The following is a 25,817-nucleotide window of genomic DNA, read 5'->3' as shown; positions in this document are numbered from 1 at the left end:
CCTCCACCGGCTCTCCCGCCGTCCTTGACACAGTGAGGCTGTCGTCCGGGAAGGGCCGGTGCGACGCTGCGGGCGGCGGAGCGGGGGTCGGTCATGGTGAGGCAGGACGGAGGAACGGTGGATGTCCGTCCGGGCCCCGACCCGGGCCGGGCCGCTCCTGAGCACCGCGACGCCTATCTCCTCACGGGGCTGTGCCTGGCCCTCTACGCGGGCGCGCTGCTCGCCTGGACGGTCTGCGGCATCGCCCAAGGCGACGGCAGCGTCTGGGACTTCGCCGAAAGCCTGTTCAACCCCGGTTCCGCCGCCACGCCGCAACTGCTCGGTCCGTACGAATGGGCCTTCACCGTCGCGTTCCTGGTGATCGCCGGGCTGGCGCTGGCGCAGCGCCGGCTGGCCCGCTCCGCCGCCCTGCTCTCGGGCTTCCTGCTGCTGGCCGCCTCGCTGCGGGAGGGCGTGGGCCTGTGCCACGCCGCCTACCGCCACCAGTACAGCAACGACCCGCTGGGCAGCTGGGCACTGGCCACCCGCGGCCTGGGGCTGGTGGTGGCGCTGATCGTGCTGTGCGTGATGTTCCCGGCGAGCGAGCGGTGGCGCGAGGACCGTCGAACGGGCCGCCGCGGGCCGGCCCCGGAGGCCGGCTGGCACCGCTCGTCGGCGATCTGCGGAGTGCTGTTCCTGCTGATGGGGCTGGCCCGGCTCGGCTGGGTGGTGGCCGACCTGACGGCCGCCGAGGCGGACGCGCTGCGCTATCTGCACGGCGCGGTCGACGGCTCGGTACTGGGCACCCTCGACCTGTCGGCGTCCGCCGAGTTCGCCACCCTGGGGTCGGTACTCGTACTGCTGGTCCTGGGCGTGCTGGCGGTCCGCGGCCGGCACGAGGTCCGCGGCGCGCTGCTGGTCTTCGCGGCGATGCAGCTGTATCTGACCGTACGCACCGTGGTGTGGCTGACCGTGACGGACTTCTTCCACCAGTCCTTCGAGACGACCACGGGCGCCCTGTCCATGGCGACGACGGCGTACGGCCTGGCCGCCATGACCTCGGTCGTCGTCCTGGCCACCGGGCACGGCTTCGGACCGTACGGCGGGCCGCGCACGGAGGGCCTGCGGGCGGCGGCCGCGGGGCGCAACGGCGGCGGGCTCTGACCGCCACGCCCGAGGCCGCGCCCCAACTGGTCTGCCCCACCCGCCCCTTCGTCTCCCTCTCGGTCTCTTTCCCCTGCTCACGGCCGTGTTAGCCGGACGTTAGCGGGGCGGCAGCCCTGCGATAGCGACCCCCGGCAGAGTCATGGACGTACCGAGGAAACACCGACACCGACTGCCTCCCGGGGGACCCGAAATGCGCTCCAACACCACCGCCCGCACCGCCCGCCGCCGCACCCTCCGCGTGGCCGCCGCGGCCCTGACCGCGGCCGCCGCCCTCAGCCTGACCGCCTGCTCCGGCGCGGACGCCGCCGGCTCGAAGCCCGCGGGCCAGTCGGGCTCCGGCGCGGCCGCCACGGCCTCCGGTGGCGCGGACAGCTCCGCCGCGGCGCCGGGCACGGACGCCCAGGCGGCCCCCGAGGCCAAGACCGACGCCAAGACGGGCGCCAAGGCGGGTGCCACGGGCAAGCAGTCCGGGAGCGCGCCGGCCGCCAACGCCGGCAGGTCGGGATCGGGCCTGGAGCGCTGCCACACCTCCGGTCTGAAGGCGGCGTTCGCCACGGGCGGCGACGCGGCGCCGGACGAGAACGCGGGCGGCTCGACGACCACCAGCGTCGTGCTGACCAACAAGGGCAGCCGCGCCTGCAAGATCGGCGGCTTCGCCGGGGTGGACCTCAAGTCCGAGAACGGCGGCGAGCGCTGGTCGCTGGTCCGCTCGACGGCCAAGCACGGCTCGATCACCCTGCAGCCCGGGGACAGCACCGACTTCACCATCAATGTGGTCATGACCAAGGAGGACTCGGGCTTCTACCAGCCCGCCTACGCGGACATCACCCCGCCCAACGAGACCTCGTCGCTCACCATCGCGTGGCCCTGGGGCACCCTCGTCGACCAGCGCGGCGCCACCCACCCGGGCACCTTCGTCAACCCCATCGGCTGACACCTCGGCACTCCCCCGCACATCAGCCCGAGCCTCCGGGCCGGTCCGGCCCGGAGCGCGAAAGACGAACCAAAGCACTGACCGGCCCACGCGCGACGGGAACCGTCCCGCCGCCACCGTGCCGACAACGCCCGCCGCCCTGGTGTACCGCACCGGGGCGGCGGGCTTTGCGTTTCAGGGGGGGGGCGCGGGGATCGCACCTTCGGGTGGGGCGCCGCCCCCGGCCCCGCTGTCCGGCCGGGCACGGGCGTAGCGTGGTCGGTACGTCCTTCTCGCGGGGGTGGCCATGGAGTTGTTCCACGAGGAACCCGATATCGGTGAGCGCATCGCACGGCTGCGCGCACGCCGGAAGCTGACGCAGGAGGGCCTCGCCGAGCGGGCAGGCCTGAGCGTCGACACCGTCCGCAAGCTCGAACAGGGCGTGCGCCGGACGGCCCGCCTGAGCACGCTCAACGCACTGGCCAGGGCCCTGGACGTGGAACCGTCGGCGCTCGTCGGGCAGCCCGCCACCTTCGAGGCCCGCAGCGAGGGCGAGCAGCCGTCCGTCCTGGCGCTGCGGCAGGCCGTCTCGCCGGTGTCCGACCTGCTGGGCGACGAACCGGACCCCGAGGATCCGCCCGGGGTCGCCGCGCTGCGGGCCTCACTGCGTTCCACGGAGCGCATTCGCCGCGACGGGCGGATGGGCGAAATCGGCGTGCTGCTACCGCAGTTGATCCGGGACGCCAGAGCGGTGGCCCGGGACACCACGGGGAGCGAGGCCGCCGCGGCCCACTCCGTCCTGGCCGAGGCCTACCAGGTCGCCGCGACGACCCTGGCGGCGCTGGGCAAGGAGGACGCCGCGTTCACCGCCCTCGAACGGTCGATGGCGGCGGCCGCCCGAGGGGACGACCCGCATCTGGAGACCGTCGGCTTCTCCAGCCTCGCCTGGGTCCTCACCAAGCAGGGACGGCTGGCCGACGCCGAACGCGTCGCGCTGAAGGCCGCCGCACGCATCGAGCCGGGCTTCCGCTCGCCGCCGGTCGAACTGGCCCTGTGGGGCATCCTGCTGCTGCGCGCGGCCACCGCCGCGGTCCGCCTGGAGCGGCGGGAGACGGTGCGTGAGCTGCTCGCCATGGCGAGCGCCGCAGCGGCCGGGATCGGCACGGACCGGCTCGACTACGCCACGCCGTTCGGCCCGACCAACGTGGGCGTGGCCAGGGTCAACTTCCTGGTGGAGATGGAACAGAGCGCCGAGGCCCTGCGCAGTGCGCGCACCGTTCCCGCCCTGCACACGCTGCCGCCGACGTGGCGCGCGCGCTTCCACGTGGACCGTGCGCTGGCCTTCGCCGACCTGCACCGCGACGACGGCGCGCTGACGGCGCTGCTCGCCGCCGAGCACGCCGCACCGGAGTGGATGCGCTACCACTCCACGAGCCGCCGCCTGGTGGCCGATCTGCGCGGCCGCGAACGGCGGCGTACCTCGCCGCTGACGGCGCTGGCCGACCGGCTCGACCTCGACGGGTAGGACAGGACGTCCCAGCACCCCCGCAAAGTGGCACCACGCGTCCCTGTCCGGGCCGTGGACGCCTGCCTAGCGTGGCAGCGCCGTCCGCAACGACGGCCCCCCGCGGCCGCGAACGGCGCCCGGGCCGGACCCGCCTGACGAAAACCAGGTCGACATGACGCACGACGTACCGCCCGTCCCCCGCCTCCTCCCCTGGACGGCTCCTGGCGGCAAGCCCTGCTATCTGCTCAGCGATCGCGACGGCGGGCCCGTCGCGGAGCGGGCCGATGAGGTGGAGGGGCTGCAACTCGACATGGGCGACGAGCTGCTGGGGCACGCGGAGGCGCTGCTCGGCGACCCGCGGGCAGGGGCCCGGGAGGTGCGGTATCTGGCGGCGCAGCTCACCACCGCGCTCGGGGACGCGTTACGCGTCGCCCGCAGCCGCGGTGCGCGCCTGGGCGCGAAAGATGCCCCGTCTGCGTAACACCGCCGCAAACGCCCTGGTTGTGCGGGGGAGATCCCCCTCCGAACCGCCCCCGCACAACCAACGACGGCCGTCGCGTGTGGGGGTCGCGGCGGCCGCCGATGTGAACTGCAACGCGTCCTGGGCTTGTGGCCTCTTCAGTGGTGCAGCATAAGGACCACTCTGCCAACGGGGGCTTCCCCGGGGCATCCTCCCGAGGTCGCGGGCCGACCCCCGCCGCTCGGCGGGGGTACGGGGCCGCCGCAGGGCGGACCCGGGCGGCAGGGGACGGAGTCGCGCAGCGCCGGGCGGTTCCGCGGGCTCGAACGGTGCGGAGGAGAAAGGGGCGGCCGGTGATCCGTGTCGCTGTGGTGGACGACGAGCGGCTGGTCAGATCGGGACTGCGGATGATTCTGGGGACCGCCCCGGACATCGAGATGGTCGCCGACTGCAGCGGCGCCGAGGCCGTGGAGACCGTGCTGGGCTGCGCGGCCGAGGTCGTGCTGCTCGACATCCGGATGCCGGACGTGGACGGGCTGACCGTTCTGCGCCGGCTGCGCGCCGCCCCCGAACCGCCCGCCGTGGCGATGCTGACCACCTTCGACGCCCAGGAGTACCTGAGCGCGGCGCTGCGCGAGGGCGCGGCCGGCTTCCTGCTCAAGGACTCCGACCCCGAGCAACTCGTGCGCGCCGTACGGACGCTGGCGGACGGCGGCAGCGTGCTGGATCCGGGCGTGACGCGGGCGGTGATCGGCGGCTATCTGACCGCCGAGGACCAGAACGCGGCGGCCCGGGCGGTGCGCGGGCTCACCCCGCGCGAGGCGGAGGTGCTCGCCCTGCTCGGCGAGGGCCTGGGCAACGCCCAGATAGCCGACCGGATGGGGCTGGCCCCCAGTACGGTCAAGGACCATGTCCGCGCCCTGCTGGGCAAATTGGGCGGTATCAACCGCGTCCAGGCGGCCATCGTCGCCGACCGTGCGGGCCTGGTGGGCGGCGATCCGCGGGGGGCGTGGTGAGCGCCGGCGACGGGCGGGCGCGCCGCCGGGGACCCGCCGGGGCGGTGGCGGCCGCGTGGCGGACCGCGGCACACGGGGCGCCGGGCCGCCGGCTGCGCCGCATCGTGCCGGTGATGGTCCCGGTGCTGCTCGCGGTCGCCGACGCGATGCTGGTCAACGGCGTCGGACTGGGCCTGGAGCTGGGCGTCTCGATCGCCGCCGCGGTGGTGCTGCTGGTGCGCCGGCGCTTCCCGCTGCTGGTCTTCCTCCTCACCCTCCCCGGCCTCTACATCGGCTACATCTGGTTCGCGCCGATGATCGGGCTCTACACCCTGGCCGCCAGCCGGCCCGGCCGGGCCCGGCTGGGCGTCTGCGCGGTGCTGCTGATCGCCGCGCACTTCTTCCCGTATCCGATCTCCGACTTCGCACTCACCGACTACCGCGAGAACACCCTGGTGCTGATCGACGCCACCGTCACCTCGGCCGCGCCGATCGCCCTGGGCCTGCTGGTGCGCACCCGGCGGGAACTCGCCTCCCGCGTCGAGGACCTGACCCGCAGCCTGCGCCGCGAGGACCGGCTGCTGGCCGACCGGGTCAAGACCACCGAACGCGCCCGGCTCGCCCGCGAGATGCACGACGTGGTGGCCCATCAGGTCAGCCTGATCAGCCTCCAGGCGGGCGCGGTGCAGGTCAGCACGGAGGACGCGGCGGCGCGCGCCGGGGCCCGGACGATCCGCGAGCTGTCCGTGCGGACGCTGGAGGAACTGCGGCACATGGTGGGCGTGCTGCGGGCGGACGGCGGCGGCGCCGGCCGGGTGCAGGACCTCGCGCCGCAGCCCGATCTGGCGGAGCTGCCGCGGCTGATCGAGATGAGCGCGCTGGACGTGACGTACGAGGGCGGCGTCGTGGCCGGCGCGCAGGGCGCCAAGACGGTGGAACGGGCGGCCTTCCGCACCGTCCAGGAGGCGCTCACCAACATCCGCAAGCACGCGCCGGGGGCACGGGTGCGGATACGCGTGGATCCGCTGGACGCGGTGCGGGAGGACGGCGCGGGCCGGTCCGGGGAGAGCCGTACGGGCCACGGGCTGCGGGTGGAGATCCGCAACGGTCCGCCGGACGCGACGGCGGCGGCCCCCGGGCTGCCCGGCGGCGGACACGGGCTGGTCGGGCTGCGCGAGCGGGCGCAGAGCCTCGGCGGGACGCTGGAGGCGCGGCGGACGTCCGACGGCGGCTTCGTCGTACGGGCGGAGCTGCCGTACGGGCGGGTGGGGACGGAGGCGGGGTGAGCCCTGGGCCGGGAGCGTGCCGGGCACGGGTGCGTGCGGGGCCGGGTCGAGGCGGCTGCGACATGCGGCGGAGGGGGCGCGGCTCGGCCGTCTGTGCGGCGACCGGGCGGCGCGGGCCCGGGGCGGTGCGCGGGAGGGCGCGTCAGGCGGAGAGCGGTGCGGCGGCCTCGTCGACGGCGGTGCGCAGGTCCGGGTAGACCTCGAAGAGCCGGCGGACGCCGAGCGCGGCCAGCACCCGGTTGACGTGCGAGCCGTCCACGGCACCCTGTGCCGGGAGGATCAGCCGCAGCCGCCCCTGACAGGAACGCATCAGCCGGCGGGCGGCGATCAGCACGCCCACACCGCTGGAATCGCAGAACCGCACCTCGGAGAGGTCGAGCACGAGGGAGCGCCGGCCGTCGGCCACCGCGTCGTGCACATGCTGGCGCACCGCGGGTGACGTGACCAGGTCCATCTCACCGGAGACCTGCAGTACGGCCCAGGGGCCCTGTTCGTCTTCTGCCACCTTCAACGACACGCGCTCGAAGCCTTTCGCTCGCTCTCGTACCGGATGTTCCCCGCGATGTCCGGAACTCACCCTTCCCCGCCTCGACTGCCCGGCCTCTCTCCCCTGAAACACCTGGGAACCCTTGGCACAACAGGCCGTCCTACCCAAGGCTATGCCCCGGCACCCCCTGCCTTTCGCCGACATCCGGTCACACACGGATAACACATACCTCTGAGCAGACAAGAACGATCGGCATCGATCCGCTTCGATCGGGCAGTATCGCCACAAAGCGAGGACGGAAGACATACCGGTGGCCGGCTCTTACCATTCCCCGCCCTTACGGGGCGCGGTTTGCCGCAAAGGAGCGTGCGTTGTCGGACCCGCCCATTACATTCGTTGGCACAGCGGGCCCTGTGAGCGTGCGCACAGGGCCCGGGAGCAGGTGCAGGAGTGACGGCTGAGGTGTGAGCCCGGTGGCGGCGGGCAGGGATGAGGACCCGATGGGACACGACGCGTCACCACGTTGGGACAGGCGCATGCAGCAGCGACTCGCGCACGGCGAGGCCGCTGCCCTCGGCGAGTTCTACGACCGCTTCGCCTCCCTGGTGCACAGCCTCGCCCACCGCGTCCTGGACGACGAGGACGCCGCCGACCGCGTCACCCGCGAAGTCTTCGCCTACATCTGGGAACACCCGGATTCCTACGACCCCAAGCAGGGCACCCTGCGCTCCTGGGTCGCCGCCGTCACCCGCCATCAGGCCGTCCAGCGCCTGCGCCAGACCGAGGCCGCCTCGGCGCGCGACGGCGGGACCGAGGCCCCCGAGCCCGCCGAGATAGAGCAGAAGATCCACGAGGCCTCCACCGCCGCCCGCGCCGACTTCATCGTCACGTCCATGCCCGCGCCCCTGCGCGCCGCCCTGGAGCTGGCCTACTTCCAGCGCCGGGACTACCGCCAGACCGCCGCCGACCTGGGCGTCACGGAGGACGAGGCCCGGCGCCGGCTCCGCCTGGGACTGCAACTGCTCTCCACCGCCCACCACCACCCGGCCCTGCCGCCGGCCCACCGCGCCGCACACCCGGCCCGCGCCCCGCACGCTCCCCGCGTCCCCCGCCCGCCGCACTCCCCGTACACCGGCCCCGGCACCTCCGCACCGCCCGGCCCGGGCCGTGGACGGTCCCTGTGAACGGCCCGGACGAGTGGGACGGCCGCGAGCTGCCCAGCAGCCCCGGCGAGCGGCCGCGGATACCGTCACCGCGCTCCGCCGCCGAGGACCACGGCCCGCTCCCGGACGCCCCGCCACCGCCCGCCCCCGACGACGGCTTCCCACCGGAGGCCGCGGCCGAGCCGCCCGCCGCTCCCGTGATCCTTCCGGCGCCGGCCGGCGCCCCGCCGCACCGCGTCCTCAAGTCGCTGCTCGGCGCCTGGGCGCTGTCGGCCTGCTCCGCGCAGGAGACGGCCGCCGTCGAGGCCCATCTGACCGACTGCGCCTCCTGCGCCGACGAAGCGCTGCGGCTGCGCGAGGCCGTCGGACTGCTGCACCCCGCCGACAGCCTCGACCTCGATCCACTGCTGCGCTCCCGCGTGCTGGAGGGCTGCCTGGGCCGGCGGCCGGCCCGCATCCCGGTGCCCGAGTGGGCGACGCCGTACGACGCGGAGACCGCCAAGCTGGACGCGCTGCTGCGGGACATGGGCGAGGCGGAGTGGCGCGCCCCGGTGCGGCTGCGCTGGTTCGAGGGCGAGCGGCCGGTCGAGCGGGAGAGCACCGTCGCCGGCGTCATGGGACACCTGATGGCGGTGGACGGCCTGGTCGCCACGGCCCTCGGGCTGACCGATCCGCTCGGCACCGCCGCCCCGCCGGGCACCCCCGATCCCCTCATCCGGACGGAGACGTTCTGGCGGGCCGCGGACGAGGAGCAGAGCCCGGTCGCCACCCACGCCCCGTGGCGCGACCAGAGCAGTGCGCTGATCCGGCAGGTGTCGTTCGCCGGCACCCGGGTCGCCGAACTCGCCGTGCGCTACGGCGACTTCCGGCTCCCGCTGCGCGATGCGTTCCTCGACCGCGCCTTCGAGTGCTGGGTGCACGCCGGCGACATCGCCGAGGCGGTGGACTATCCGTACGAGCCGCCGGCCGCGGCCCATCTCCACCAGCTGGTCGACCTCGCCGCCCGGCTGCTGCCCAGTGCGCTGGCCGGACGCCGGCGGGCCGGGCTCGCCGCGCCGCCGCAGCGCCTGGTCGAGGCGGGCGCCCCGGGCCGCACCCTCCATCTGGAGGTCGAGGGCAACGGCGGCGGCCACTGGTACATACCGCTGGATTCACCGGCCGCCCTCGGCACCCCGGAGCACACGGTCGCCCATATCGCCCTGGACAGCGCCGAGTTCTGCCAGCTGGCCGCCGGCCACATCTCCCCGGAGGAGGCCGCGGCGGGCCAGCTCGGCGAACGCGACGCGATCCGCGACGTCCTCTTCGCTACGGCATCGCTCTCACGCCTGTAGAGCGGGGCGGCCTCCGGAGGCGGGGGCCAGTAGGGGGCGGTCGAACAGGTCCCGTAGGGGGCCCGGTCGCCCCCTCGGGGCCACAACGTGAGCGGTGCGGAGGGTATTCCGGGCGGCCGAGGGTATTCGGGGCGGCGGGGGCGTTCCGGCAGACGAGGGCGCTCCGCCCGGCGGGGGTGCTCCGCCCGGCCGGGGTACTCCGCCCGGCCGGAGAGTTCCGCCCCGCCGGGGTGTTCCGCCCCACCGAAGGCACTCCGACGGTCAGCGGCGTTCCGACAGTGCCGGGTGGCGTTCCGGCAGCCAAAGGCATTCCGACAGCCGGGTGGTGTTCCGGCACAACCGGTGGAGCGCGGCCGCTGCCGGCCTCCCGAGGGGTTACGCGAAGACGACCGTGCGGCTGCCGTTGAGCAGGACGCGGCGTTCACTGTGCCACTTCACGGCGCGGGCCAGTGCCTGGCACTCGACGTCCCGGCCGATCGCCACGAGTTGGTCGGGGGTGACCTCGTGGCCGACCCGCTCGACCTCCTGCTCGATGATCGGGCCCTCGTCGAGGTCCGCGGTGACGTAGTGCGCGGTGGCGCCGATCAGCTTCACACCGCGGGCGTGGGCCTGGTGGTAGGGCTTGGCGCCCTTGAAGCTCGGGAGGAAGGAGTGGTGGATGTTGATGATCCGGCCGGACAGCGCCTTGCACAGGTCGTCGGAGAGCACCTGCATGTAGCGGGCGAGGACCACCAGCTCGACCTGCTCGGCCTCGACCAGCTCCAGCAGCCGCGCCTCGGCGTCGGCCTTGGTGTCGCGGGTGACCGGAATGTGGTGGAAGGGGATGTGGTACGAGCCGACCAGCTCGGCGAAGTCCGTGTGGTTGGAGACCACGGCCGCGATCTCGACCGGCAGCGCGCCGATCCGGGAGCGGAAGAGCAGGTCGTTGAGGCAGTGCCCGAAGCGGGACACCATCAGGACGATCCGCATCTTCTCGTCGGCCCGGTGGATCTGCCAGTCCATGCCGAAGGAGTCGCCCACCGCCGCGAAGCTGGCCCGCAGCTTGTCGACGCTCACCGAGGCATCGGCGCTGAAGTGGACCCGCATGAAGAACAGCCCGGTGTCGTGGTCGCCGAACTGCTGGCTGTCCTCGATGTTGCAGCCGGTGATGAAGAGGTAGCTGGACACGGCGTGCACGATCCCCTGCTTGTCCGGGCAGGACAGGGTGAGGACGTACTGATCGTTCCGGCCGTGCGGACCGGGCTGGGTGGGCTGCGACTCGTTCATGACCTCATAGGGTCGCACACCTGCCGAGCAGGTCAGGCCGGGGCGTCCGCCTGACCGGTCATGATGGCCAGCACCTCCAGCGAGCGGGGCGGGGCGTCGGGGTCCTCGCCGTCCGCGGTCGCCAGCAGCACATGGGCCTCCCGGGCCGCGCGGACGGCCTCCGGCCAGCCCTGGTGCTCCACGTACGCGGCGACCGGGGCGTCCGCGCCGACCTGGTGCATGATGCGCAGCACCCGCAGCACGGCGGCGTCGACGAGCTGGGCCTCCTGCCCGTCCCGGAAGATCGTGCCGACGTACTTCTCGGCGGACCAGTTGTCCAGCCAGGTGTCCTCGACGAGGCGGTAGACGGCGTCGGTGACATCGCCGAAGCCGGGCCGGCCGGTCAGCCAGGTCTCCTGCTGGAAGGCGGGGTCGGAGAGCATGTGCAGCGCGGAGCGCACATTGCTGCGCCAGCGCCACCACGGCATGTCGTTGAGCGGCATGCCGCCCATGGTGGTCGAGCGACGGCCGCGACGGGAAGACTTCTCCGAACCTTGCACAGTATTGGATCGTACGTTCCGGGCCGGCGATCTCAAGCGGCCCCCCGGAGTTCACCTCTGCGTCACCCTTCGTTGCCTCATCGTCACTCGCCCGTTCCGGGCAGGACGGAAGGCTGCGGTGTCATGACCGCTCGGCGACGCCCCCTCCCCCGCCCCTTCCCCCGCGCGCGCGTGGTCCCGATCGCCTCGGCGACGGCATGTACGGCGGTCCTCGCCTCGCTGCTGTCGGGCTGCGGCGCGCTGCCCGGTTCGGGGGATTCCGGGGAGAAGGCACCGCTGACGGTCATGACCTGGGCGCCCGAGGGCACCAAGGCGACCAACATGCCGGGGATGCCGGCCATGGCGCAGGCCTACGCCCGCTGGGTCAACTCCCGCGGTGGCATCAGGGGCCACCGGCTGAGGGTGCTGACCTGCAACGAGCGCAACGACTCGGTGTACGCCGCGCAGTGCGCCCAGCGCGCGGTGGACGAGGGCGCGGTCGCCGTCGTCGGGTCCTACAGCCAGTTCGGCCGCTCGTTCATGTCACCGCTGGAGGTCAAGGGCATCCCGTTCATCGGCGGTTACGGCGCCTCGGACGAGGAGTTCGAGAGCCCGCTGTCCTACCCCGTCAACGGCGGCCAGGCCTCGCTGCTCGCCGGGAACGGCCGCCAGCTGGCCGGCGACTGCAAGCGCGTCGCGCTGGTCCGCCCGGACACCCTGCAGGGCGACCAGATGCCCTCGCTGCTCAACTCCGGCCTGACCAGCGGCCACCGGCACCCGGCCAAGGACATCAAGGCGCCCGAGGACGGCACCGACTACTCGTCGGAGGTGAACCGCGCGCTGGACGGGGTCGGCGCCGATCCGGCGCTCCACGGCACGGCCCCCTCGGGCGGCACGGCGGACGGCTCGTGCGTGACCGCCTCGCTCGGCGACCACACCGACACCTTCTTCGACTCCTTCCGGCGGCTGCAGGAGGACGGCCCGCGGGTGCGGGTCGCCTCCGTCCTCGGCAGCGTCGGCCAGTCGCTGGTCAACCGCACGGGCGGCACGGCCGGTCCGCTGGAGGGCGCGGACATCACCGGCTGGTACCCGGTCGCCGGGGATCACCGCTGGGACCCCATGCGCAAGGTCATCACCGACTTCGCCTTCGACGACAACCGCATCGACCCGGCCGACCAGGGCGTGCAGACCACCTGGATCGCCTACACCGTGCTGCGCTCCCTCGTCGAGCAGCTCGACGACCGGGGCACCGAGGACATCACCGCGCACACCCTGCAGCAGGCGCTGGACCGCGGGGACCGCGCCGTCGACACCGGCGGGCTGACGCCGAAGCTGCGCTGGCGCGACGAGGACATGCTCGCCGTCCAGGACTTCCCGCGCATCGTGAACGGGACGGTGACCTACCAGGTCGTGCGGGACGGCGAGCTGGTCGCCGCCCGGAAGGGCTTCGTGAACGTCACCGGGACGCTGGAGCGGCGGCACACCGACAACTGAGCGCAGCGGGGCGGGCGCTCGACCCGCCCCGCGGGGCTCAGAGCTGCTCGGGGCGGCGCTCGGTCAGGCCGTACTTCCGGGCCAGCGGGTTCCAGATCTGCGCCGCCTGCCGCTTGGCCTGGGTCGCCTGGCCGCTGGCCACGTTGGCCTGGGCGGCCTGGGCGGTGCCCCGGGCCCGGCCCTTGTGGCAGCCCTTCTTGCCGCCGACCTGGCCGGCCCAGGCCGCGTAGTGGTTGTCCGCGGCGGCCGAGGACTGCCAGGCCTTGGTGAGGGCGGCGGTCAGCCGGGCGTGGTCGGGGATCTTGTCGACGGAGAGCTGCTGCAGCCGCTTCACCAGGTCGTTGCGCTGCCCGGCCGCGGACCGCAGGTCCTTGGCCGCGCCGCCGAGGTCGTGGCAGGTCTTGATGCCGTTGACGGCGCCGATGACCGAGGAGCGGCTGTTGTTGCTGTCGCCCAGCAGCGCGTCGAGGCCCTTGGCCTGTGCCTGGGCCGGGTCGGCGGACGGCTTCGGCTGCTCGGACTGCTTCGGCGCCGTGGAGGCACCGGCCCCGGAGTCCTGCTTCTTCGCGCTGTCGTCGCTGCCGCCGCCGCTCAGCGCCCAGCCGAGGCCGAGGCCGGCGCCGGCGAGCACCACGATGACGATGCCGATGACCGCGGCGGCGGGGATCTTCCGGCGCCCGCCGCCGTCGTCGTCGTACGCGGTCTGCGGGGCATGGCCGCCGGCCGGCGGGAACTGCTGTCCGTACTGCTGCGGGGGCTGCCGGCCGGACCCGTACGGCGCGTGGCCCGGGTCCTCGAAGCGCGGCAGCTGGGCCGTGGAGTCCGGTGCGCCCTGGCCGGGCGTGCCCGGTCCGTCGCGGAAGAGGCCGTCGAACTCGGCGGGGGTGGGGCGGTCGTGGGGTGCGCCGGGGCGGACGCCGTAGGGGGCGCCGGGCGGCGGGGGCGCGCCCGCGCCCACCGGCGGGATGAGCTGGGTGGCCTCGGCGTCGCCCGCGCCCTGGGCTCCGGGCATCGGCTGGGCGGCGACGCGGTGGCCGCCGTGCTGCGGCTTGATCGCGCGCAGCATGGTGGTGGACTCGTCGGGCGTCTCGGGCCGGGAGCGTGCCTCGGGCGGCAGCGGCGCGGCGCCGCCCGGCTGCCCGCCCACGGGGGGAATCAGCGCGGTGGCCTCGGCGTCGCCGGAGACGGGCGGCAGCGGCGCACCGGTCTGCGGACTCGCCTTCACCAGCGCGCCGGTGGGCTCCTGGGGCTGCTGTCCCCAGGTCTGCCCGTGCGGTGCGGTCGGGGGCTGCCGGCCGTACGCCTGCTGCGGGGGCTGGTGGCCGGCGTCATGGGGCAGGCCCTCGGGCGGCAGCGCGCCGGGGGCGGCCTGGCCGCCGTACGTCGGTGTGGCCTGGCTCCCGGGGCCGGCCGGCGGCTGCGGTGCGGCCTGCGGGGGCGCCGGCTGCTGCGGCATCGCGGGCGGGACGGGCGGCACCGGCGGCTGCCCCTGCGGCTGCGGCGCGGCAGGGGTCTGCGGGTGCGGTGGCCGGCCCTGCGGCGCGCCGTAGCCCTGCTGTTGATCTTGGCCGAAACCGTACGGCTGGTCCTGGCCGAAACCCTGCGGGGGCGCCTCGCCGTACGCCTGCGGGGCCGCCTCGCCGTACGGCCGAGGGGCGGGGGCGGCCTGGTCGCCGGGGCCCCAGGGCTGCCCCCAGGGCTGGCCGGCGGCCGGCGCGGCCTGCTGGTCGGGCACCCACGGCTCGCCGTTGGCGGGCAGCACAATGCCCTCTCGGGCGGGACCGGCCGCAGCATTCTGCGGGTCGTGACCCTGTCCGCTCTGCGTCACCGTGACTCCTACCCAACGTGCAGACCTACGGAATCGTCGGCTGCACGCTACCGGGTCGCAGCAACGTTCGACACGTCGCCTGGTCACCACCCCCGCCCGCCCGGCGACGCGGCGGAAGGACTGCCTCCGCCGGGCGGCCCGCGTCGTGCGACAAACCCGACGCCGCACGACAAATGCTGTGCACGCGCCCGGACGAGGCGTTGCTCATCCCCGCCCGGACGAGGCATTGCTCACGCCGCGGTGGCCCGCAGTTCCAGCCGTGCGCTGAACTCCCTGACGACGGGCTCGTCCCGATAGGGCTCCAACCGCAGCTGGAAGTCCTCCAGATACTCCGCACCCCGGTCCGAACGCAGCCCGCCGAGCAGCTCCACCGCCTGGGTGCCCGTGTGGCAGGCCTGTTCCACCTCGCGCTGCTGCGCCTGCGCGCCGGCCAGCAGCAGCAGGCCGATGGCCCGGCGCCGCGCCCGGCTCTCCGGATGCCCGTCCAACGCCTCTTGCGCGCGCTGGCCGGCGGGGCCCGGCTGCCCCAGATCCCGGTGGCAGTGAGCGAGTTCATCGGCCAGATAGGCCTGGTCGAAGTGGGCGATCCAGACCGGGTCGTCGCCCGCCTCGGCCGTCGCGTCGGCCCGCTCCATCGCGGCGACCGCCCGCCCGGCCACCACCTGGAAGGCCCGCCCGTCGCCCAACAGGGCGTGGCCGCGCGCCTCCGCCGCGCAGAACATCGCCTCCGCGCGCGGGGTGACATGGCCGCGGGCGCCCTCCTGCGCGGCGCGGGCGAGCTGGGCGATCTCGCGCGGATTGCCGAGCGAGGCGGCGAGGTGGCTCATGCTCGCGGCGAGGACGTACCCGCCGTAGCCGCGGTCACCGGCCGCCTGGGCCAGCCGCAGCGCCTGGATGTAGTAGCGCTGGGCCAGGCCCGGCTGGCCGGTGTCGACGGCCATGTAGCCGCCCAGCTCCGTCAACCGTGCGACGGCGGCGAAGAGTTCGCGCCCCACCGACTCGCGGTAGGAGCCCGCCAGCAGCCCCGAGACGACGCTGTTGAGGTAGTGCACGACGACCGGCCGGACGTGCCCGGCGCCGAAGCGGTGGTCGAGTTCGCTGAGCGCCGAGGTCATCGCGCGGACCGCCTCGACGTCCGAGATCCCCACCCGGGCCCCGGCGTTGCGGGCGACCTGGACATCGGCGCCGGTGATCAGCCAGTCCCGGCTGGGCTCGACCAGCGCCGAGGCCGCGACCGTGGAGCCGCTGAGGAAGTCGCGCCGCCCGACATCGCTGCGCCACAGCTCGCAGACCTGCTCGATCGCCCCCAGGACGGTCGGTGAGAACTGCAGCCCCACCCCGGACGCGAGGTTCTTCCCGTCGGCCATCCCGATCTCGTCGATGGTGACCGTGCGCCCCAGCTTGCGGCCCAGCGCCTCGGCGATGACGGCCGGGGCCCGGCCCCGCGGCTGCTGTCCGCGCAGCCACCGGGCCACGGAGGTCTTGTCGTAGCGGAGGTCGAGACCGTGTTCCGCACCGCACATGTTGACGCGGCGGGCGAGCCCCGCGTTGGAGCAGGCGGCCTCCTGGATCAGCGACTGGAGCCGTTCGTTGGGCTGCCGTGCGACGAGTGGCCTGGCGGCCATGCTGTACCCCCTGAGTACTGCTGCGCGCGTTCACCTGCGAACGCCGTTCCCCGTGATCGATTCCCCAGGCATATACCGGATATCCGAGAGTTCCGGGATATGCACGATAAATGGGCTCACAGCGCCCTACACCGTGCCGAGGATGCGCGGTTGTGCGCGGTTGATGAGCGGGGTGGAACCGGTCCTGTGCGTCCTCGGTGCGCGGCGCTCGTTCAACGGGTGGGACGGTGCGCGGTGTCGCTACGCGGCTCACGGCGCCGCCGTGCCGGGCTCCCCCGGGTGTCCACGCCGCTGCCGCCGGGCGGCCTCTCCGCCCGTCACGCAGGTGGCTACCCGGCCGCCGGGCCCGGTCCGCACACGCGCCCCCACCGGTGCCCCCATGCGCCCCACGTGCGAGAACAATGCGCCGGGGCCGTCAGCCATGTGGGCGTAACCCTTGGTCACCACGGGAGTTGTCCCGAGCGTGGAAAAGACCATCGGCGTCACGGGGACCCCGCAGATCCCCGCACAGCGCGGCGAGCAACTGCTGGAGACTGCGGTGCGTTACGCGCAGGAGCGCCACTGGGACGTGTTCCCCGGCGCATGGCTGGAGCACGACGGCACGGCGCCGCGCTGTTCGTGCCGCGCCCGCGACTGCGCTGCGCCCGGCGCGCATCCCACCGCGCCCGGCTGGGCCGCCGAGGCCACCGGCAGCGCCGGCACCGTCCGCCGGCTGTGGGCCGGCCGGCCGGGGGCCTCGATCCTGCTGCCGACCGGGCGGACCTTCGAGGCGCTGGAGGTCTCCGAGAGCGCGGGCTGCCTCGCGCTGGCCCGGATGGAGCGGAGGGGGCTGCCGCTCGGCCCCGTCCTGTCGACCCCCGACCGCCGGATGCTCTTCCTCGTCCTGACCGGCGCCTCGGCCCGGGTGCCCGGGCTGCTGCGGGGGCTGGGCCGGGTGCCGGCCGCGCTGGATCTGCGCTGCCGCGGCGAGGGCGAGTACATCGCCGCGCCGCCGACCCGGGTGGGCACGCACGGCGTCGTGCAGTGGGTCCGCCGCCCCGGCGCCGCCCACCGCCGGCTGCCGGACGCGGAAGACCTGATCGGCCCGCTCGGCTACGCCTGCGCCGGGGAGGCGGTCGCGGCCCGGGCCCGCTGACCCGCGGCCCGCTTTGTCCGCCGGGCCTCGACGCCCCGACGGAACGGTCCCCTCCGGCGACCCGGCCGTATCGTGGGACGCCGGACGGGGGTCACGACCGGCCCCTGCGGGGACGTCGAAGGGCAGGACCGGTGGCGAACGAGCCGGAACACATCGAGGGGCGGGCCGAGACGGCGCCGCCGCAGCACTCCACACTCGCGCCGGACGGGCCGCTCACGGCCGCCGGCGGCGAGGTGACCGGCCCGCCGGCCGTCCGCATCCAGGGCCTGTGGAAGAAGTTCGGGGAGCAGACCGCCGTCCACGGCATCGATCTGACGCTGCCGGCCGGCCGCTTCATCGGGCTGGTCGGCCCCAACGGCGCCGGCAAGACCACCACCCTGTCCATGGTGACCGGCCTGCTGCGGCCGGACGCGGGGACGGTCGAGATCGGCGGACACGACGTCTGGCAGGACCCGGTGTCGGTCAAGTCCCGGATCGGGGTGCTGCCCGAGGGACTGCGGCTCTTCGAGCGGCTGTCGGGACGCGAACTCCTCGGCTACATAGGCCGGTTGCGCGGCCTGCCGGGCGAGGAGGTCGACAAGCGCGCCGGTCAGCTGCTGGACGTGCTCGGACTGTCGGGCGCCCAGCACAAGCTGGTGGTGGACTACTCCACCGGTATGCGCAAGAAGATCGGGCTGGCGTCCGCGCTGCTGCACAACCCCGAGATCCTCTTCCTCGACGAGCCCTTCGAGGGCGTCGACCCGGTGTCGGCGCAGACCATCCGCGGCGTCCTGGAGCGCTACACCGCCTCCGGCGCCACCGTGATCTTCTCCAGCCATGTGATGGAGCTGGTCGAGTCGCTGTGCGACTGGGTCGCGGTCCTGGCCGCCGGGCGGATCCGGGCCGACGGCCCGCTCGCCGAGGTGCGCGGCGCGGCGCCCTCCCTCCAGGACGCGTTCCTCGAACTCGTCGGCGTGCAGGGCCGCGGCGCGGGCGCGGACCTCGACTGGCTGGGCGGTGGCCGCGCCCGATGAGCACCGAATCCGCGGTGGCCGCCCGCCCCGCCGCCGCTCCCTCCCTGACCGCCGTCTTCGTCCGGCTGAAGCTGTCGCTGCTGCGCAACGGGCTGCGCCGGTCGACCGGGCGCACCCTGGCCTACGTCGCCTCCCTCCTCGTCGGCCTGCTGTTCGCCGCCGGGGTGGTGCTGGGCCTGAGCGCGCTGCGCGGCAATCCGCACGCCGGTGCGCTGGCCGTGCTGCTCACCGGCCTCCTCACCGTGGGCTGGGCGGTGATGCCGCTGTTCTTCCCCGGCGGTGACGAGACACTCGATCCGACCCGGCTGGTCATGCTGCCGCTGCGGCCGCGGCCGCTGATCGTCTCGCTGCTGATGGCCTCACTCGTCGGCATCGGCCCGGTGGTCACCCTCGCGCTGCTGACCGGCGCGGCGATCGCGGTCGCCCACGGCGCGGTCGCCACCGTCGTGGCGGTCGTGGCGGTCGCCCTGGTGCTGTCGGTGTGCGTGGCGCTGGCGCGGGCCATCGCCACCGCCTCGATCCGCCTGCTGACCAGCCGCCGCGGGCGCGATCTCGCGGTGCTGGGCGGGCTGTTCATCGCGCTCGGCGGGCAGGGCGTCAACATCGCCGCCCAGAAGCTGGGCCGGCCCGACGGCCTGGCCGTGCTGGAGCCGCTGGGCTCGGTGCTGCGCTGGGTGCCGCCGGCCTCCGCGATCGGCGCGGTCGACGACGCCGGGCGCGGGGCGTACGGGCGGGCGCTGGCCGGTCTCGCGCTGACGGCGCTGGCGCTCGGGCTGCTGCTGTGGTGGTGGCAGCGCACCTTGACGACCCTGATGACCTCCCCGGACTCCTCCACCGTCCAGGCGCTGGAGAAGGGCGGGGCCCGCAGGTCCGGCACCGGGGAGCGCGGGCTCGCCCGGCTGCTGCCGGACAGCCGTACCGGCACCGTCATGCTCCGCTTCGTGCGCTACGCCTGGCGCGACCCCAAGTCGAAGATGGCCTGGGCCACCGCGCTCGGCGTCGGCCTGCTGGTCCCGATCGCCACTTCCGCGCAGGGCAACGGCAGCATCTACACCGCCTTCTCGGCGTCCGCGCTGCTCGGCTCGCAGATGTACAACCAGTTCGGGCAGGACACCTCGGCGTTCTGGATGGTCGCCTCGACGATCGCCACGCCCCGGGACGCGTACCAGGAGCTGCGGGCCCGCGCGTTGACGCTGGCACTGGTGGCCGTCCCGTACGTCACGCTGGTCGTCGTCGGCGCCGCCGCACTGATCGGGCCGTGGTCGGACTTCATGGAGGTCTACGGGCTCTCGCTGGCCGTGCTCGGCGCGCTGCTGGCCACCGGCTCGGTGTCGTCCGCGCTGTTCCCCTTCTCGATCCCCGCGGAGAGCAACAAGAGCGTCGCGCCGGGGCAGGGCGCGATCGCCTGGTTCAGCCTCTTCGGCGGCGTCCTGGTCGCCGCGGTGCTGTGCAGCCCCCTGCTGGGCCTGACCATCTGGCTGCACGTGGCGGGCCTGCACCAGCTCCTGTGGGTGCTGCTGCCGGCCGGAGCCCTCTACGGCACCGGCCTCGCCGCACTGGGCCTGCGGGTGGCAGCCCCCCGGGTGGCGGCCCGGCTGCCGGAAATCCTGGCCGCGGTGAGCAAGGGCTGAGATCTCGGGCGGGCCCCGGCAGACCCCGGCCAGGGGCGCCGGGCCGGGGGCTGCCGGGCCCGGTTGGGGGCGCCGGTGCCTGCGGGAGCGCCGGTGCCTGCGGTTCAGCCTGGCCCGCCGGAGCGGCCCGGCCTCGGCGGTTCAGCCGGGCTCGGTGGGATGGCCGGCCCTGCGGGGTGGCAGGGGCCGGGCCTCAGGGTGAGGGCGGGGCCGGTGGTGGCCCGAGCCCACGCGCGCCACGCCCTGTGTGCCGTGCGCCGGGGTGCGGTCAGCCCCGCACCGTGGCCGCCTGCAGAAACGGTTCGATGGCGGCGTACCAGCCGTCGGGCTGTTCCCAGGGGAGCAGATGTCCGGCGTCGGGGATCTCGGCGTAGGCGCCGCGCGGCAGCACCCGGACCATTTCTTGCGCTTCGGCGCGGCCCAGTTCGGCGTCGAGGCCGCGGACGACGAGGGCCGGGCAGGACACCTGGGCGAGCTCCTCCCAGTGGGCGTCGTGCACCCAGGTCTCGCGGGCGGTGAGCATCTGCCGGCGGGAGAAGACGGGGCGCCAGCCGTCGGCGCGCTCAGCCATCACCTCGGCGAAATACTCGCCACGGGCCGGCCGGGGCCGCTCCAGGGTCGGATCGTCCTCACCGAACCACTTGCGGACATCGGCGAGGGTCGCGAACGGCATCGGCCAGGAGCGGAACCACTCGGTCCATTCGCGCTGCGAGGCCGCGCCCAGCGCCGATGCCCGCATGTCGCAGATCACCAGCGCACTGACCAGATCCGGTCTCCGGGACGCTAACTGCCACGCCGTCAGGGCGCCCATGGCATGCCCCACCAGGGCGACGGGGGCGAGGCCGAGCTGCTCGACGGCGGCGATGGCGTCGTCGACATAGGCCTCGCGGTCGTACGGCCCCACGGCGGGCTTCTCGCTGCGGCCGTGGCCCCGCTGGTCCAGCGCGACCGGGCGATGGCGTGCGCTCAGCCGGCGAGCGGTGCCGGCCCAGTGGGAGGCGCGGCCCATCAGCCCGTGGAGCAGCAGCACACCGGGACGCCGCTCGGGCTCCTCCAGGCCGCCGCCGCTCTTGGGCGGGTCGGAGAACTCCCAGGCGGCGAGACGCACGCCGCCGGCCCCTGCTACATCGATGCGTCGCACCATGTGCCCTGGCACCCCCAATCGTCCCGTGAGCACTTCCACACTATCGAACCCCTATTCGAACGCGCCGCTTTGGCGCGGAATACCCCTCGTTCGAGTGACCTCACTCGGGGATTGTCCGCGCCCGCCACGGGGAGACATCTGCCGGGAGGCGGGCCCTACCGGGAAGGGGGCCCGTGGGGAAAGACCCTGAGAGCTCGGGGCTCCGGGTCTTGGGTGGGGGACATGGGGAGGCAGGGCCCCGGCTGCTCGCAGCGCCGGGGCCCTGACTGTTTCCCACCACGGGTGGATGCATCCGAGCCCCCTCCCGGCCGGGACAGGCCGCCGCACGACCATGCGTCAGCGTGCCACGGGACCGGCCGTATCGCACGGATTCGCACAAGTCCGTTCAACAGGCAAGAACTTGCCGAGCCCGCCGTACGGCGCGTCAGCGCAGCTCAGCGGGCTCGGCAGGGAAATGCGGGCGGATGTGCGAGAAGGAAAGAGTCTGAAACCGCTTTCAACGCTTGGCGACAAAGACATGTGCGGCGATCTCGGAGCCCAGCTCGGCGGCCTCACCGCTGCTGCCGACCAGCACCCCGGCCGGCGACTCCGTCACGCTCACCACCGCGCCCGGCTGCACACCGGCGCGGCGCAGGGTGTACATCAGCTGGGCGTCGGCCTGGATGGGCTCGCCGATCCGGCGCACCACGGCCGTCTTGCCGTCGGCCCCGGCGTCCAGGTCCATCAGGCTCACCATTCCCGCGTCGAGGAACGGGTCGACCTCGGACTTCTCGCCCAGCTCGGCCAGGCCGGGGATGGGGTTGCCGTACGGGGACTCCGTCGGGTGCCGCAGCAGCTCCAGGACGCGGCGCTCGACCGCCTCACTCATGACGTGCTCCCAGCGGCAGGCCTCGGCGTGCACCTGCTCCCATTCGAGGCCGATGACGTCGACGAGCAGGCACTCGGCGAGGCGGTGCTTGCGCATCACCCGGGTCGCCAGCTGCCGGCCCTCTTCCGTGAGCTCCAGATGACGGTCGCCGGCGACCGTCAGCAGCCCGTCCCGCTCCATGCGTGCCACGGTCTGGCTCACCGTCGGGCCGCTCTGTTCGAGGCGCTCCGCGATGCGTGCGCGCATGGGCACCACACCTTCCTCTTCCAGCTCGAGGACGGTGCGGAGATACATCTCCGTGGTGTCGATCAGTCCTGACATGCGTGCCCCTCGATGTGTGGTGCGGTGGCCCTGTTCCCAATTCTGACGCATCCCACCGACAACGGTGCCGCGCCGTGAGCGGCGGCGGCCCCGCACCGCCGTATTGACAGCGCACTGGTCCAGACCGCAACGTGATCCGCGCCACTGATCACAGACGCCGAGATCCGACGAGAGGGGCCGCGGCCATGGCGGAGAGCGACCGGAGCGACCGGCTGGCCGGGGACTTCTTCGACGCCGCGATCGACCTGCTGCGACAGGTCCGCGACGCGGAGGGCGAGGGCATCACCGCGGCCGGCTCCCTGCTCGCGGACGCCGTCGCGGCGGGCGGACGGATCTTCACCTTCGGCGCCGGCCACTCCTCGCTGCCCGCCCAGGACACGGTCTACCGCGCCGGCGGCCTGGCGGTCATGAATCTGCTGTCGGTCCCGGGTGTGGTGGGCGTGGACGTGCGGCCGGCGACGCTCGGCAGCGCGCTGGAGCGGGTCGACGGGCTGGCCGCGGCGGTCCTGGACAGCAGCCCCCTGACGGCGGGCGACGTGCTGGTGATCATCTCGCTGTCCGGACGCAACCCGCTGCCCGTGGAGATGGCGCTCAACGCCCGCGCCCTGGGGATCAAGGTCATCGGCGTGACCTCCGTGGCGTACGCGCAGGCCACCCGGTCCCGGCACGCCTCCGGCAGCTTCCTGAAGGACCACTGCGACCTCGTGCTGGACAGCCGGATCCCGCCCGGCGACGCGGAGCTGACGCTGCCCGGCATCGACGCGCCGTTCGCCCCGGCCTCCACCGTCGTCACCAGCGCGATCATGCAGGCCATGGTGGCATCGGCGGCCGGCGTCCTCGCGGAGCGGGGCATCGACCCGCCGCTGCTGCGCTCGGGGAACGTCGACGGCGGCCACGACTGGAACGCGCACGTGATGGGCGCCTACGCGGACCGGATCTTCTACCGGCAGTGAGCCGGGGGCGCGCCGCCGAGCGCCGCGGCGCCCGCGAGGTCGAGGGCGGCGGCGATCCGGGCCGCCACCTCCTCCGCGTAGTCCGCGTCCGCCCGGTCGAAGGGCCGGCGCGCGGGAGTCCGCAGAAACGTCACGACGCCCAGGGTGCGGCCGCGGCTGCGGAGCACCACGCACAGGCCGTGCACGGTGCCGTCCGGCCAGTGACGGGCAGCCGCCCAGCCCTCGGGGGCGGCGGATCCGGCGCCGGTACGCACCGGGCCGCGCCGCTCGCAGGCCTGGAGCGCGGGATGGCCCGGCGCGTACGGCACGGGCAGGCCGGTCGCCGGCAGCCGCTCGGCGGGACCGGGCTCCCCGGCCGGGGAGGCCAGCGTCCGCACCAGCCGGAGCCGGCCGCCGGGCGGCGGGCCCGCGTCGGCGCCGTACGCGCTCCCGTACGCGCCGCCGGGTGCGTCACCCCCGGCATCGCCGGCGGTCCCGGTGTCCTCGGCGACCGCCCCGTACGGCAGGGGCGGGGGCGCCGTGGCCAGGTCGACCAGGCCGTGATCGGCGAAGCCCGCCAGGGCGAAGTCGAGGTGTACGGCGGCGGCCTCGGCCGGGTCGGGGCAGTCCGCGGCCGCCCGGCCCGCGCGGTGGAGCTGGCGGGCGCGGAACCGCAGCAGCGAGCCCTCCTGCTCGGCGCGCTTGGCGTCCGTGACGTCCTGGAAGAGCCAGGCCACGCCCAGCGGCACCGGCTCCTCGGCCAGCGGGGAGGCCAGCCGCACGAAGCCGCTGCGCCAGCACCGGCGCGGGAGTTCGGCCCCCTCGGAGCGCAGCGTCACCCACAGCTCGGCGGTGGCCGGCGGGGCGCCCTCGGCGAGGACGTGCTGCAGGGCGCACTCCAGCTCCTCGACGCCCTGCGCCAGCAGCTCGCCGAGGGGGCGGCCCAGCAGGGCCGTGCGCCCCACGCCCAGGATGCGGCCGGCCTGGGCATTGACGACGGCGGGCCGCAGATCGGCGTCGATCAGCACCACGCCCCACGACGCGTCCTCGAACAGCGCCTCGGCCAGCGCCACGGACCGCTCCAGGTCCAGCTGGGTGTGCACCTTGCTGAAGGCGCAGTACACACCCGCGATCCGGCCGCCGGGCCCCCGCACCGCGGAGGACTGGGTGCGCACGAGGACGCGGTGGCCCTCCTTGGTGAGCAGGGCGAATTCGTGCACCTGGCGGCCCGGGGAGCGCATCGCCGCGGCCAGGGCGGCCTCGATCCCGTCGGCGTCCTCCTTGCGGACCGCCCATCCGGCCAGTCCCGTACGGCCGACGGCCTCGGCGGTGGTCCAGCCCAGGATGCGGGCCGCCTCGTGGTTCCAGTGGGTGACCGTGCCGTCCGCGGCGAAGGCGACGAGGGCGGCGTCCATGCCGTCCAGGAGCGCGGCGAGCAGACCGGAGTCGTCGCTCCCGTCGGCGGCGCGGCGCTCCGCTGCCGGCGGGCCGGGGACGCCCGGCAGTCCGGGAGCCCCGGGGGGACCGGAAAGGTCTGAAGAAGCTGACGAAGCAGTCACTGGCACCCCTCACGAACGCGGCCACACATGCTCCACCTGGGAACATTCAACTGGAACGTGACACAGGACACCCGCGATTCACGGAAATCGTTGCTTCCGGGAAATGTGGTTGTGCCGGGCGGGGCTGCTTCCTAATGTGTGGAGCACACGAGAAGGGAGGTGGTTCGGCCAATGATTTCGCACCGGACGCGTGAGGTGGCTGCGGGCTAGCGGCCCGTCGCTTCACCGAAGTGCAGCGCCGGACCGGCGCATACTGCAGATGCGCAGCCGGCCAATCCCAAGCAGTCACCCGACCCGCGGGCTGCCGGTTCGTCCGACCGGCCCTTCGCGCCACCGAGCGCGGAGGAGGCAGCCCGCGGGTCGTCTGCGTGGACGGACGGGCCCGCCGCCCCCGGCCCGCGTGTCTCAGGGGGCCAGCCGCTCCACGCGCCACCCGCCGGGCTCGGCGACGTAGCGCAGCCGGTCGTGCAGCCGGTTGAGCCGGCCCTGCCAGAATTCGACCGTCGTGGCGGCGATCCGGTAGCCGCCCCAGTGCGGCGGCGCCGGGACCTGTTCGCCCTCCGGGTAGCGGGCCGCCAATTCCTCGTAGGCGCCCTCCAGTTCCGCGCGCGAGGCGACCGGGGCGGACTGGTCGCTGGCCCAGGCGCCCAGCTGGGAGCCGTGCGGGCGGGTGCGGAAGTAGGCCGCGGTCTCGTCCCGGCCGATGCGTTCGGCGGTGCCGCCCACCACGACCTGGCGGGCGAGCGGGTGCCAGGGGAACAGCAGCGAAATGGCGGGATTTTCGGCCAGTTCACGCCCCTTGCGGCTGTTGTAGTTGGTGAAGAACACGAAGCCGCGATCGTCGAACGCCTTGAGGAGCACGGTCCGCGAGCTGGGCCGGCCGGCGGCGTCCGCGGTCGAGACGACCATCGCGTTCGGCTCGTGCAGCCCGGCCACCGTCGCGTCCTTGAACCAGCGGGCGAACTGGTCGTAGGGGCCCGCGGCGAGGTCGGACTCGGCGAGTCCCTCGGCGCGGTAGTGCGCACGCATGGAGGAGGGGTCGGGGTTCTCGGCGGGGGACGCGTCGGCTGGATGCACGGCCTCATCTTGCAGCATCGGCCGCGGCCCGGTCAGCTGGAGGGGCGGAAGTCTGCCCCCGGCCGCCGGGCCGTAACCCTCCCGACGGCAAATCCACGACTGTGCCGGTTCTCACGCT

The 25,817-nt window shown here is 74.3% G+C and carries 22 protein-coding genes; 13 read left to right on the top strand and 9 right to left on the bottom strand.

From position 1 onward, the window contains the following. The first annotated feature begins 117 nt into the window (after nucleotides 1-117). The 6 genes from ACQP17_RS21970 (at nucleotide 118) to ACQP17_RS21945 (ending at nucleotide 6,307) form a co-directional block, all read left to right on the top strand. Complete coding sequence (locus tag ACQP17_RS21970; protein ID WP_433857802.1) at nucleotides 118-1,143, top strand: hypothetical protein; 1,026 nt, start codon at nucleotides 118-120, stop codon at nucleotides 1,141-1,143. A 193-nt stretch (nucleotides 1,144-1,336) separates the two neighbouring features. Beyond that, nucleotides 1,337-2,080, top strand: a complete 744-nt coding sequence (locus ACQP17_RS21965; RefSeq protein ID WP_433857800.1) for a DUF4232 domain-containing protein — start codon at nucleotides 1,337-1,339, stop codon at nucleotides 2,078-2,080. A gap of 286 nt (nucleotides 2,081-2,366) precedes the next feature. Beyond that, complete coding sequence (locus ACQP17_RS21960) at nucleotides 2,367-3,584, top strand: helix-turn-helix domain-containing protein (protein ID WP_433857799.1); 1,218 nt, start codon at nucleotides 2,367-2,369, stop codon at nucleotides 3,582-3,584. Between the two features lie 154 nt (nucleotides 3,585-3,738). Further along, nucleotides 3,739-4,047, top strand: a complete 309-nt coding sequence (locus ACQP17_RS21955; protein WP_433857798.1) for a hypothetical protein — start codon at nucleotides 3,739-3,741, stop codon at nucleotides 4,045-4,047. Nucleotides 4,048-4,379: 332 nt separating this feature from the next. Then, the gene (locus tag ACQP17_RS21950; RefSeq protein WP_364874596.1) at nucleotides 4,380-5,042 is read left to right on the top strand and encodes a response regulator transcription factor; all 663 of its coding nucleotides are present in this window, start codon (nucleotides 4,380-4,382) and stop codon (nucleotides 5,040-5,042) included. A 113-nt stretch (nucleotides 5,043-5,155) separates the two neighbouring features. Further along, nucleotides 5,156-6,307: a sensor histidine kinase gene (locus tag ACQP17_RS21945; protein ID WP_433859973.1), complete on the top strand. Its 1,152-nt coding sequence runs from the start codon at nucleotides 5,156-5,158 to the stop codon at nucleotides 6,305-6,307. A 142-nt stretch (nucleotides 6,308-6,449) separates the two neighbouring features. Here the strand turns inward: ACQP17_RS21945 and ACQP17_RS21940 are convergent, their stop codons facing one another. Beyond that, nucleotides 6,450-6,824 carry an STAS domain-containing protein gene (locus ACQP17_RS21940; protein WP_262041265.1) on the bottom strand — a complete coding sequence of 125 codons (375 nt, stop codon included), beginning with the start codon at nucleotides 6,822-6,824 and terminating at the stop codon, nucleotides 6,450-6,452. A 506-nt stretch (nucleotides 6,825-7,330) separates the two neighbouring features. Between ACQP17_RS21940 and ACQP17_RS21935 the strand changes: the two genes are divergently transcribed. Then, on the top strand, nucleotides 7,331-7,978 hold the full coding sequence (locus tag ACQP17_RS21935; RefSeq protein WP_433857796.1) for a sigma-70 family RNA polymerase sigma factor: 648 nt from the start codon (nucleotides 7,331-7,333) through the stop codon (nucleotides 7,976-7,978). Then, nucleotides 7,975-9,288: a zf-HC2 domain-containing protein gene (locus ACQP17_RS21930; protein ID WP_433857795.1), complete on the top strand. Its 1,314-nt coding sequence runs from the start codon at nucleotides 7,975-7,977 to the stop codon at nucleotides 9,286-9,288. Before ACQP17_RS21935 ends, ACQP17_RS21930 begins: the two co-directional genes overlap by 4 nt. Before the next feature lie 375 nt (nucleotides 9,289-9,663). On the opposite strand, the gene purU is transcribed toward ACQP17_RS21930, so the two are convergent. Together purU and ACQP17_RS21920 are read right to left on the bottom strand one after the other, a co-directional pair. Then, on the bottom strand, nucleotides 9,664-10,554 hold the full coding sequence (gene purU, locus ACQP17_RS21925; protein ID WP_433857794.1) for a formyltetrahydrofolate deformylase: 891 nt from the start codon (nucleotides 10,552-10,554) through the stop codon (nucleotides 9,664-9,666). 32 nt (nucleotides 10,555-10,586) lie between these two features. Then, a complete protein-coding gene (locus ACQP17_RS21920; protein ID WP_433859972.1) occupies nucleotides 10,587-11,045 on the bottom strand; it encodes an SCO4402 family protein in 459 nt (152 codons plus the stop codon). Nucleotides 11,046-11,216: 171 nt separating this feature from the next. On the opposite strand from ACQP17_RS21920, the gene ACQP17_RS21915 reads away from it, so the two are divergent. After that, nucleotides 11,217-12,566 (top strand): ABC transporter substrate-binding protein, encoded by a 1,350-nt coding sequence (locus tag ACQP17_RS21915; protein WP_433857793.1) that lies wholly within the window; start codon nucleotides 11,217-11,219, stop codon nucleotides 12,564-12,566. A gap of 37 nt (nucleotides 12,567-12,603) precedes the next feature. Here ACQP17_RS21915 and ACQP17_RS21910 read toward each other — a convergent pair whose 3' ends face one another. Then, nucleotides 12,604-14,394 carry a hypothetical protein gene (locus tag ACQP17_RS21910; RefSeq protein WP_433857792.1) on the bottom strand — a complete coding sequence of 597 codons (1,791 nt, stop codon included), beginning with the start codon at nucleotides 14,392-14,394 and terminating at the stop codon, nucleotides 12,604-12,606. 230 nt (nucleotides 14,395-14,624) lie between these two features. Next, entirely contained in the window at nucleotides 14,625-16,019 is a 1,395-nt protein-coding gene (locus ACQP17_RS21905) for a transcriptional regulator (RefSeq protein WP_433857791.1), read from the bottom strand. A 463-nt stretch (nucleotides 16,020-16,482) separates the two neighbouring features. On the opposite strand from ACQP17_RS21905, the gene ACQP17_RS21900 reads away from it, so the two are divergent. The 3 genes from ACQP17_RS21900 (at nucleotide 16,483) to ACQP17_RS21890 (ending at nucleotide 19,798) form a co-directional block, all read left to right on the top strand. Then, complete coding sequence (locus ACQP17_RS21900) at nucleotides 16,483-17,154, top strand: bifunctional DNA primase/polymerase (protein WP_433857790.1); 672 nt, start codon at nucleotides 16,483-16,485, stop codon at nucleotides 17,152-17,154. Nucleotides 17,155-17,387: 233 nt separating this feature from the next. Beyond that, a complete protein-coding gene (locus tag ACQP17_RS21895; RefSeq protein ID WP_433859971.1) occupies nucleotides 17,388-18,167 on the top strand; it encodes an ABC transporter ATP-binding protein in 780 nt (259 codons plus the stop codon). Next, nucleotides 18,164-19,798, top strand: coding sequence for a transporter (locus tag ACQP17_RS21890; RefSeq protein ID WP_433857789.1), 1,635 nt, complete (start codon nucleotides 18,164-18,166; stop codon nucleotides 19,796-19,798). Before ACQP17_RS21895 ends, ACQP17_RS21890 begins: the two co-directional genes overlap by 4 nt. A gap of 268 nt (nucleotides 19,799-20,066) precedes the next feature. On the opposite strand, the gene ACQP17_RS21885 is transcribed toward ACQP17_RS21890, so the two are convergent. After that, on the bottom strand, nucleotides 20,067-20,942 hold the full coding sequence (locus ACQP17_RS21885; RefSeq protein WP_433857788.1) for an alpha/beta fold hydrolase: 876 nt from the start codon (nucleotides 20,940-20,942) through the stop codon (nucleotides 20,067-20,069). 496 nt (nucleotides 20,943-21,438) lie between these two features. After that, the gene (locus ACQP17_RS21880) at nucleotides 21,439-22,131 is read right to left on the bottom strand and encodes a metal-dependent transcriptional regulator (protein WP_189102785.1); all 693 of its coding nucleotides are present in this window, start codon (nucleotides 22,129-22,131) and stop codon (nucleotides 21,439-21,441) included. Nucleotides 22,132-22,316: 185 nt separating this feature from the next. Between ACQP17_RS21880 and ACQP17_RS21875 the strand changes: the two genes are divergently transcribed. Continuing rightward, entirely contained in the window at nucleotides 22,317-23,084 is a 768-nt protein-coding gene (locus tag ACQP17_RS21875) for an SIS domain-containing protein (RefSeq protein ID WP_433857787.1), read from the top strand. Here ACQP17_RS21875 and ACQP17_RS21870 read toward each other — a convergent pair. Both ACQP17_RS21870 and pdxH read right to left on the bottom strand, forming a co-directional pair. Further along, entirely contained in the window at nucleotides 23,072-24,622 is a 1,551-nt protein-coding gene (locus ACQP17_RS21870; protein ID WP_433857786.1) for a PAS domain-containing protein, read from the bottom strand. The two genes, ACQP17_RS21875 and ACQP17_RS21870, sit on opposite strands and share 13 nt — an antisense overlap. Nucleotides 24,623-25,027: 405 nt before the next feature. Further along, on the bottom strand, nucleotides 25,028-25,717 hold the full coding sequence (gene pdxH, locus ACQP17_RS21865; protein WP_433857785.1) for a pyridoxamine 5'-phosphate oxidase: 690 nt from the start codon (nucleotides 25,715-25,717) through the stop codon (nucleotides 25,028-25,030). Between the last annotated feature and the right edge of the window lie 100 nt (nucleotides 25,718-25,817).

The sequence above is a fragment of the Streptomyces kronopolitis genome (genome assembly GCF_050953795.1).
Taxonomy (GTDB): Bacteria; Actinomycetota; Actinomycetes; order Streptomycetales; family Streptomycetaceae; genus Streptomyces; species Streptomyces kronopolitis_A.
The sequence above is the reverse complement of the archived record's forward strand: the minus strand, read 5'-3'. Positions and strand labels throughout refer to the sequence as shown.

Coding starts and splice junctions, on each gene's coding strand:
- ACQP17_RS21960 (WP_433857799.1), top strand. CDS start 2,367: ATGGAGTTGTTCCACGAGGAACCCGATATCGGTGAGCGCATCGCACGG.
- ACQP17_RS21935 (WP_433857796.1), top strand. CDS start 7,331: ATGCAGCAGCGACTCGCGCACGGCGAGGCCGCTGCCCTCGGCGAGTTC.
- ACQP17_RS21955 (WP_433857798.1), top strand. CDS start 3,739: ATGACGCACGACGTACCGCCCGTCCCCCGCCTCCTCCCCTGGACGGCT.
- ACQP17_RS21905 (WP_433857791.1), bottom strand. CDS start 16,019: ATGGCCGCCAGGCCACTCGTCGCACGGCAGCCCAACGAACGGCTCCAG.
- ACQP17_RS21915 (WP_433857793.1), top strand. CDS start 11,217: ATGACCGCTCGGCGACGCCCCCTCCCCCGCCCCTTCCCCCGCGCGCGC.
- ACQP17_RS21880 (WP_189102785.1), bottom strand. CDS start 22,131: ATGTCAGGACTGATCGACACCACGGAGATGTATCTCCGCACCGTCCTC.
- ACQP17_RS21885 (WP_433857788.1), bottom strand. CDS start 20,942: ATGGTGCGACGCATCGATGTAGCAGGGGCCGGCGGCGTGCGTCTCGCC.
- ACQP17_RS21890 (WP_433857789.1), top strand. CDS start 18,164: ATGAGCACCGAATCCGCGGTGGCCGCCCGCCCCGCCGCCGCTCCCTCC.
- purU (WP_433857794.1), bottom strand. CDS start 10,554: ATGAACGAGTCGCAGCCCACCCAGCCCGGTCCGCACGGCCGGAACGAT.
- ACQP17_RS21920 (WP_433859972.1), bottom strand. CDS start 11,045: ATGGGCGGCATGCCGCTCAACGACATGCCGTGGTGGCGCTGGCGCAGC.
- ACQP17_RS21945 (WP_433859973.1), top strand. CDS start 5,156: ATGGTCCCGGTGCTGCTCGCGGTCGCCGACGCGATGCTGGTCAACGGC.
- ACQP17_RS21965 (WP_433857800.1), top strand. CDS start 1,337: ATGCGCTCCAACACCACCGCCCGCACCGCCCGCCGCCGCACCCTCCGC.
- ACQP17_RS21875 (WP_433857787.1), top strand. CDS start 22,317: ATGGCGGAGAGCGACCGGAGCGACCGGCTGGCCGGGGACTTCTTCGAC.
- pdxH (WP_433857785.1), bottom strand. CDS start 25,717: ATGCTGCAAGATGAGGCCGTGCATCCAGCCGACGCGTCCCCCGCCGAG.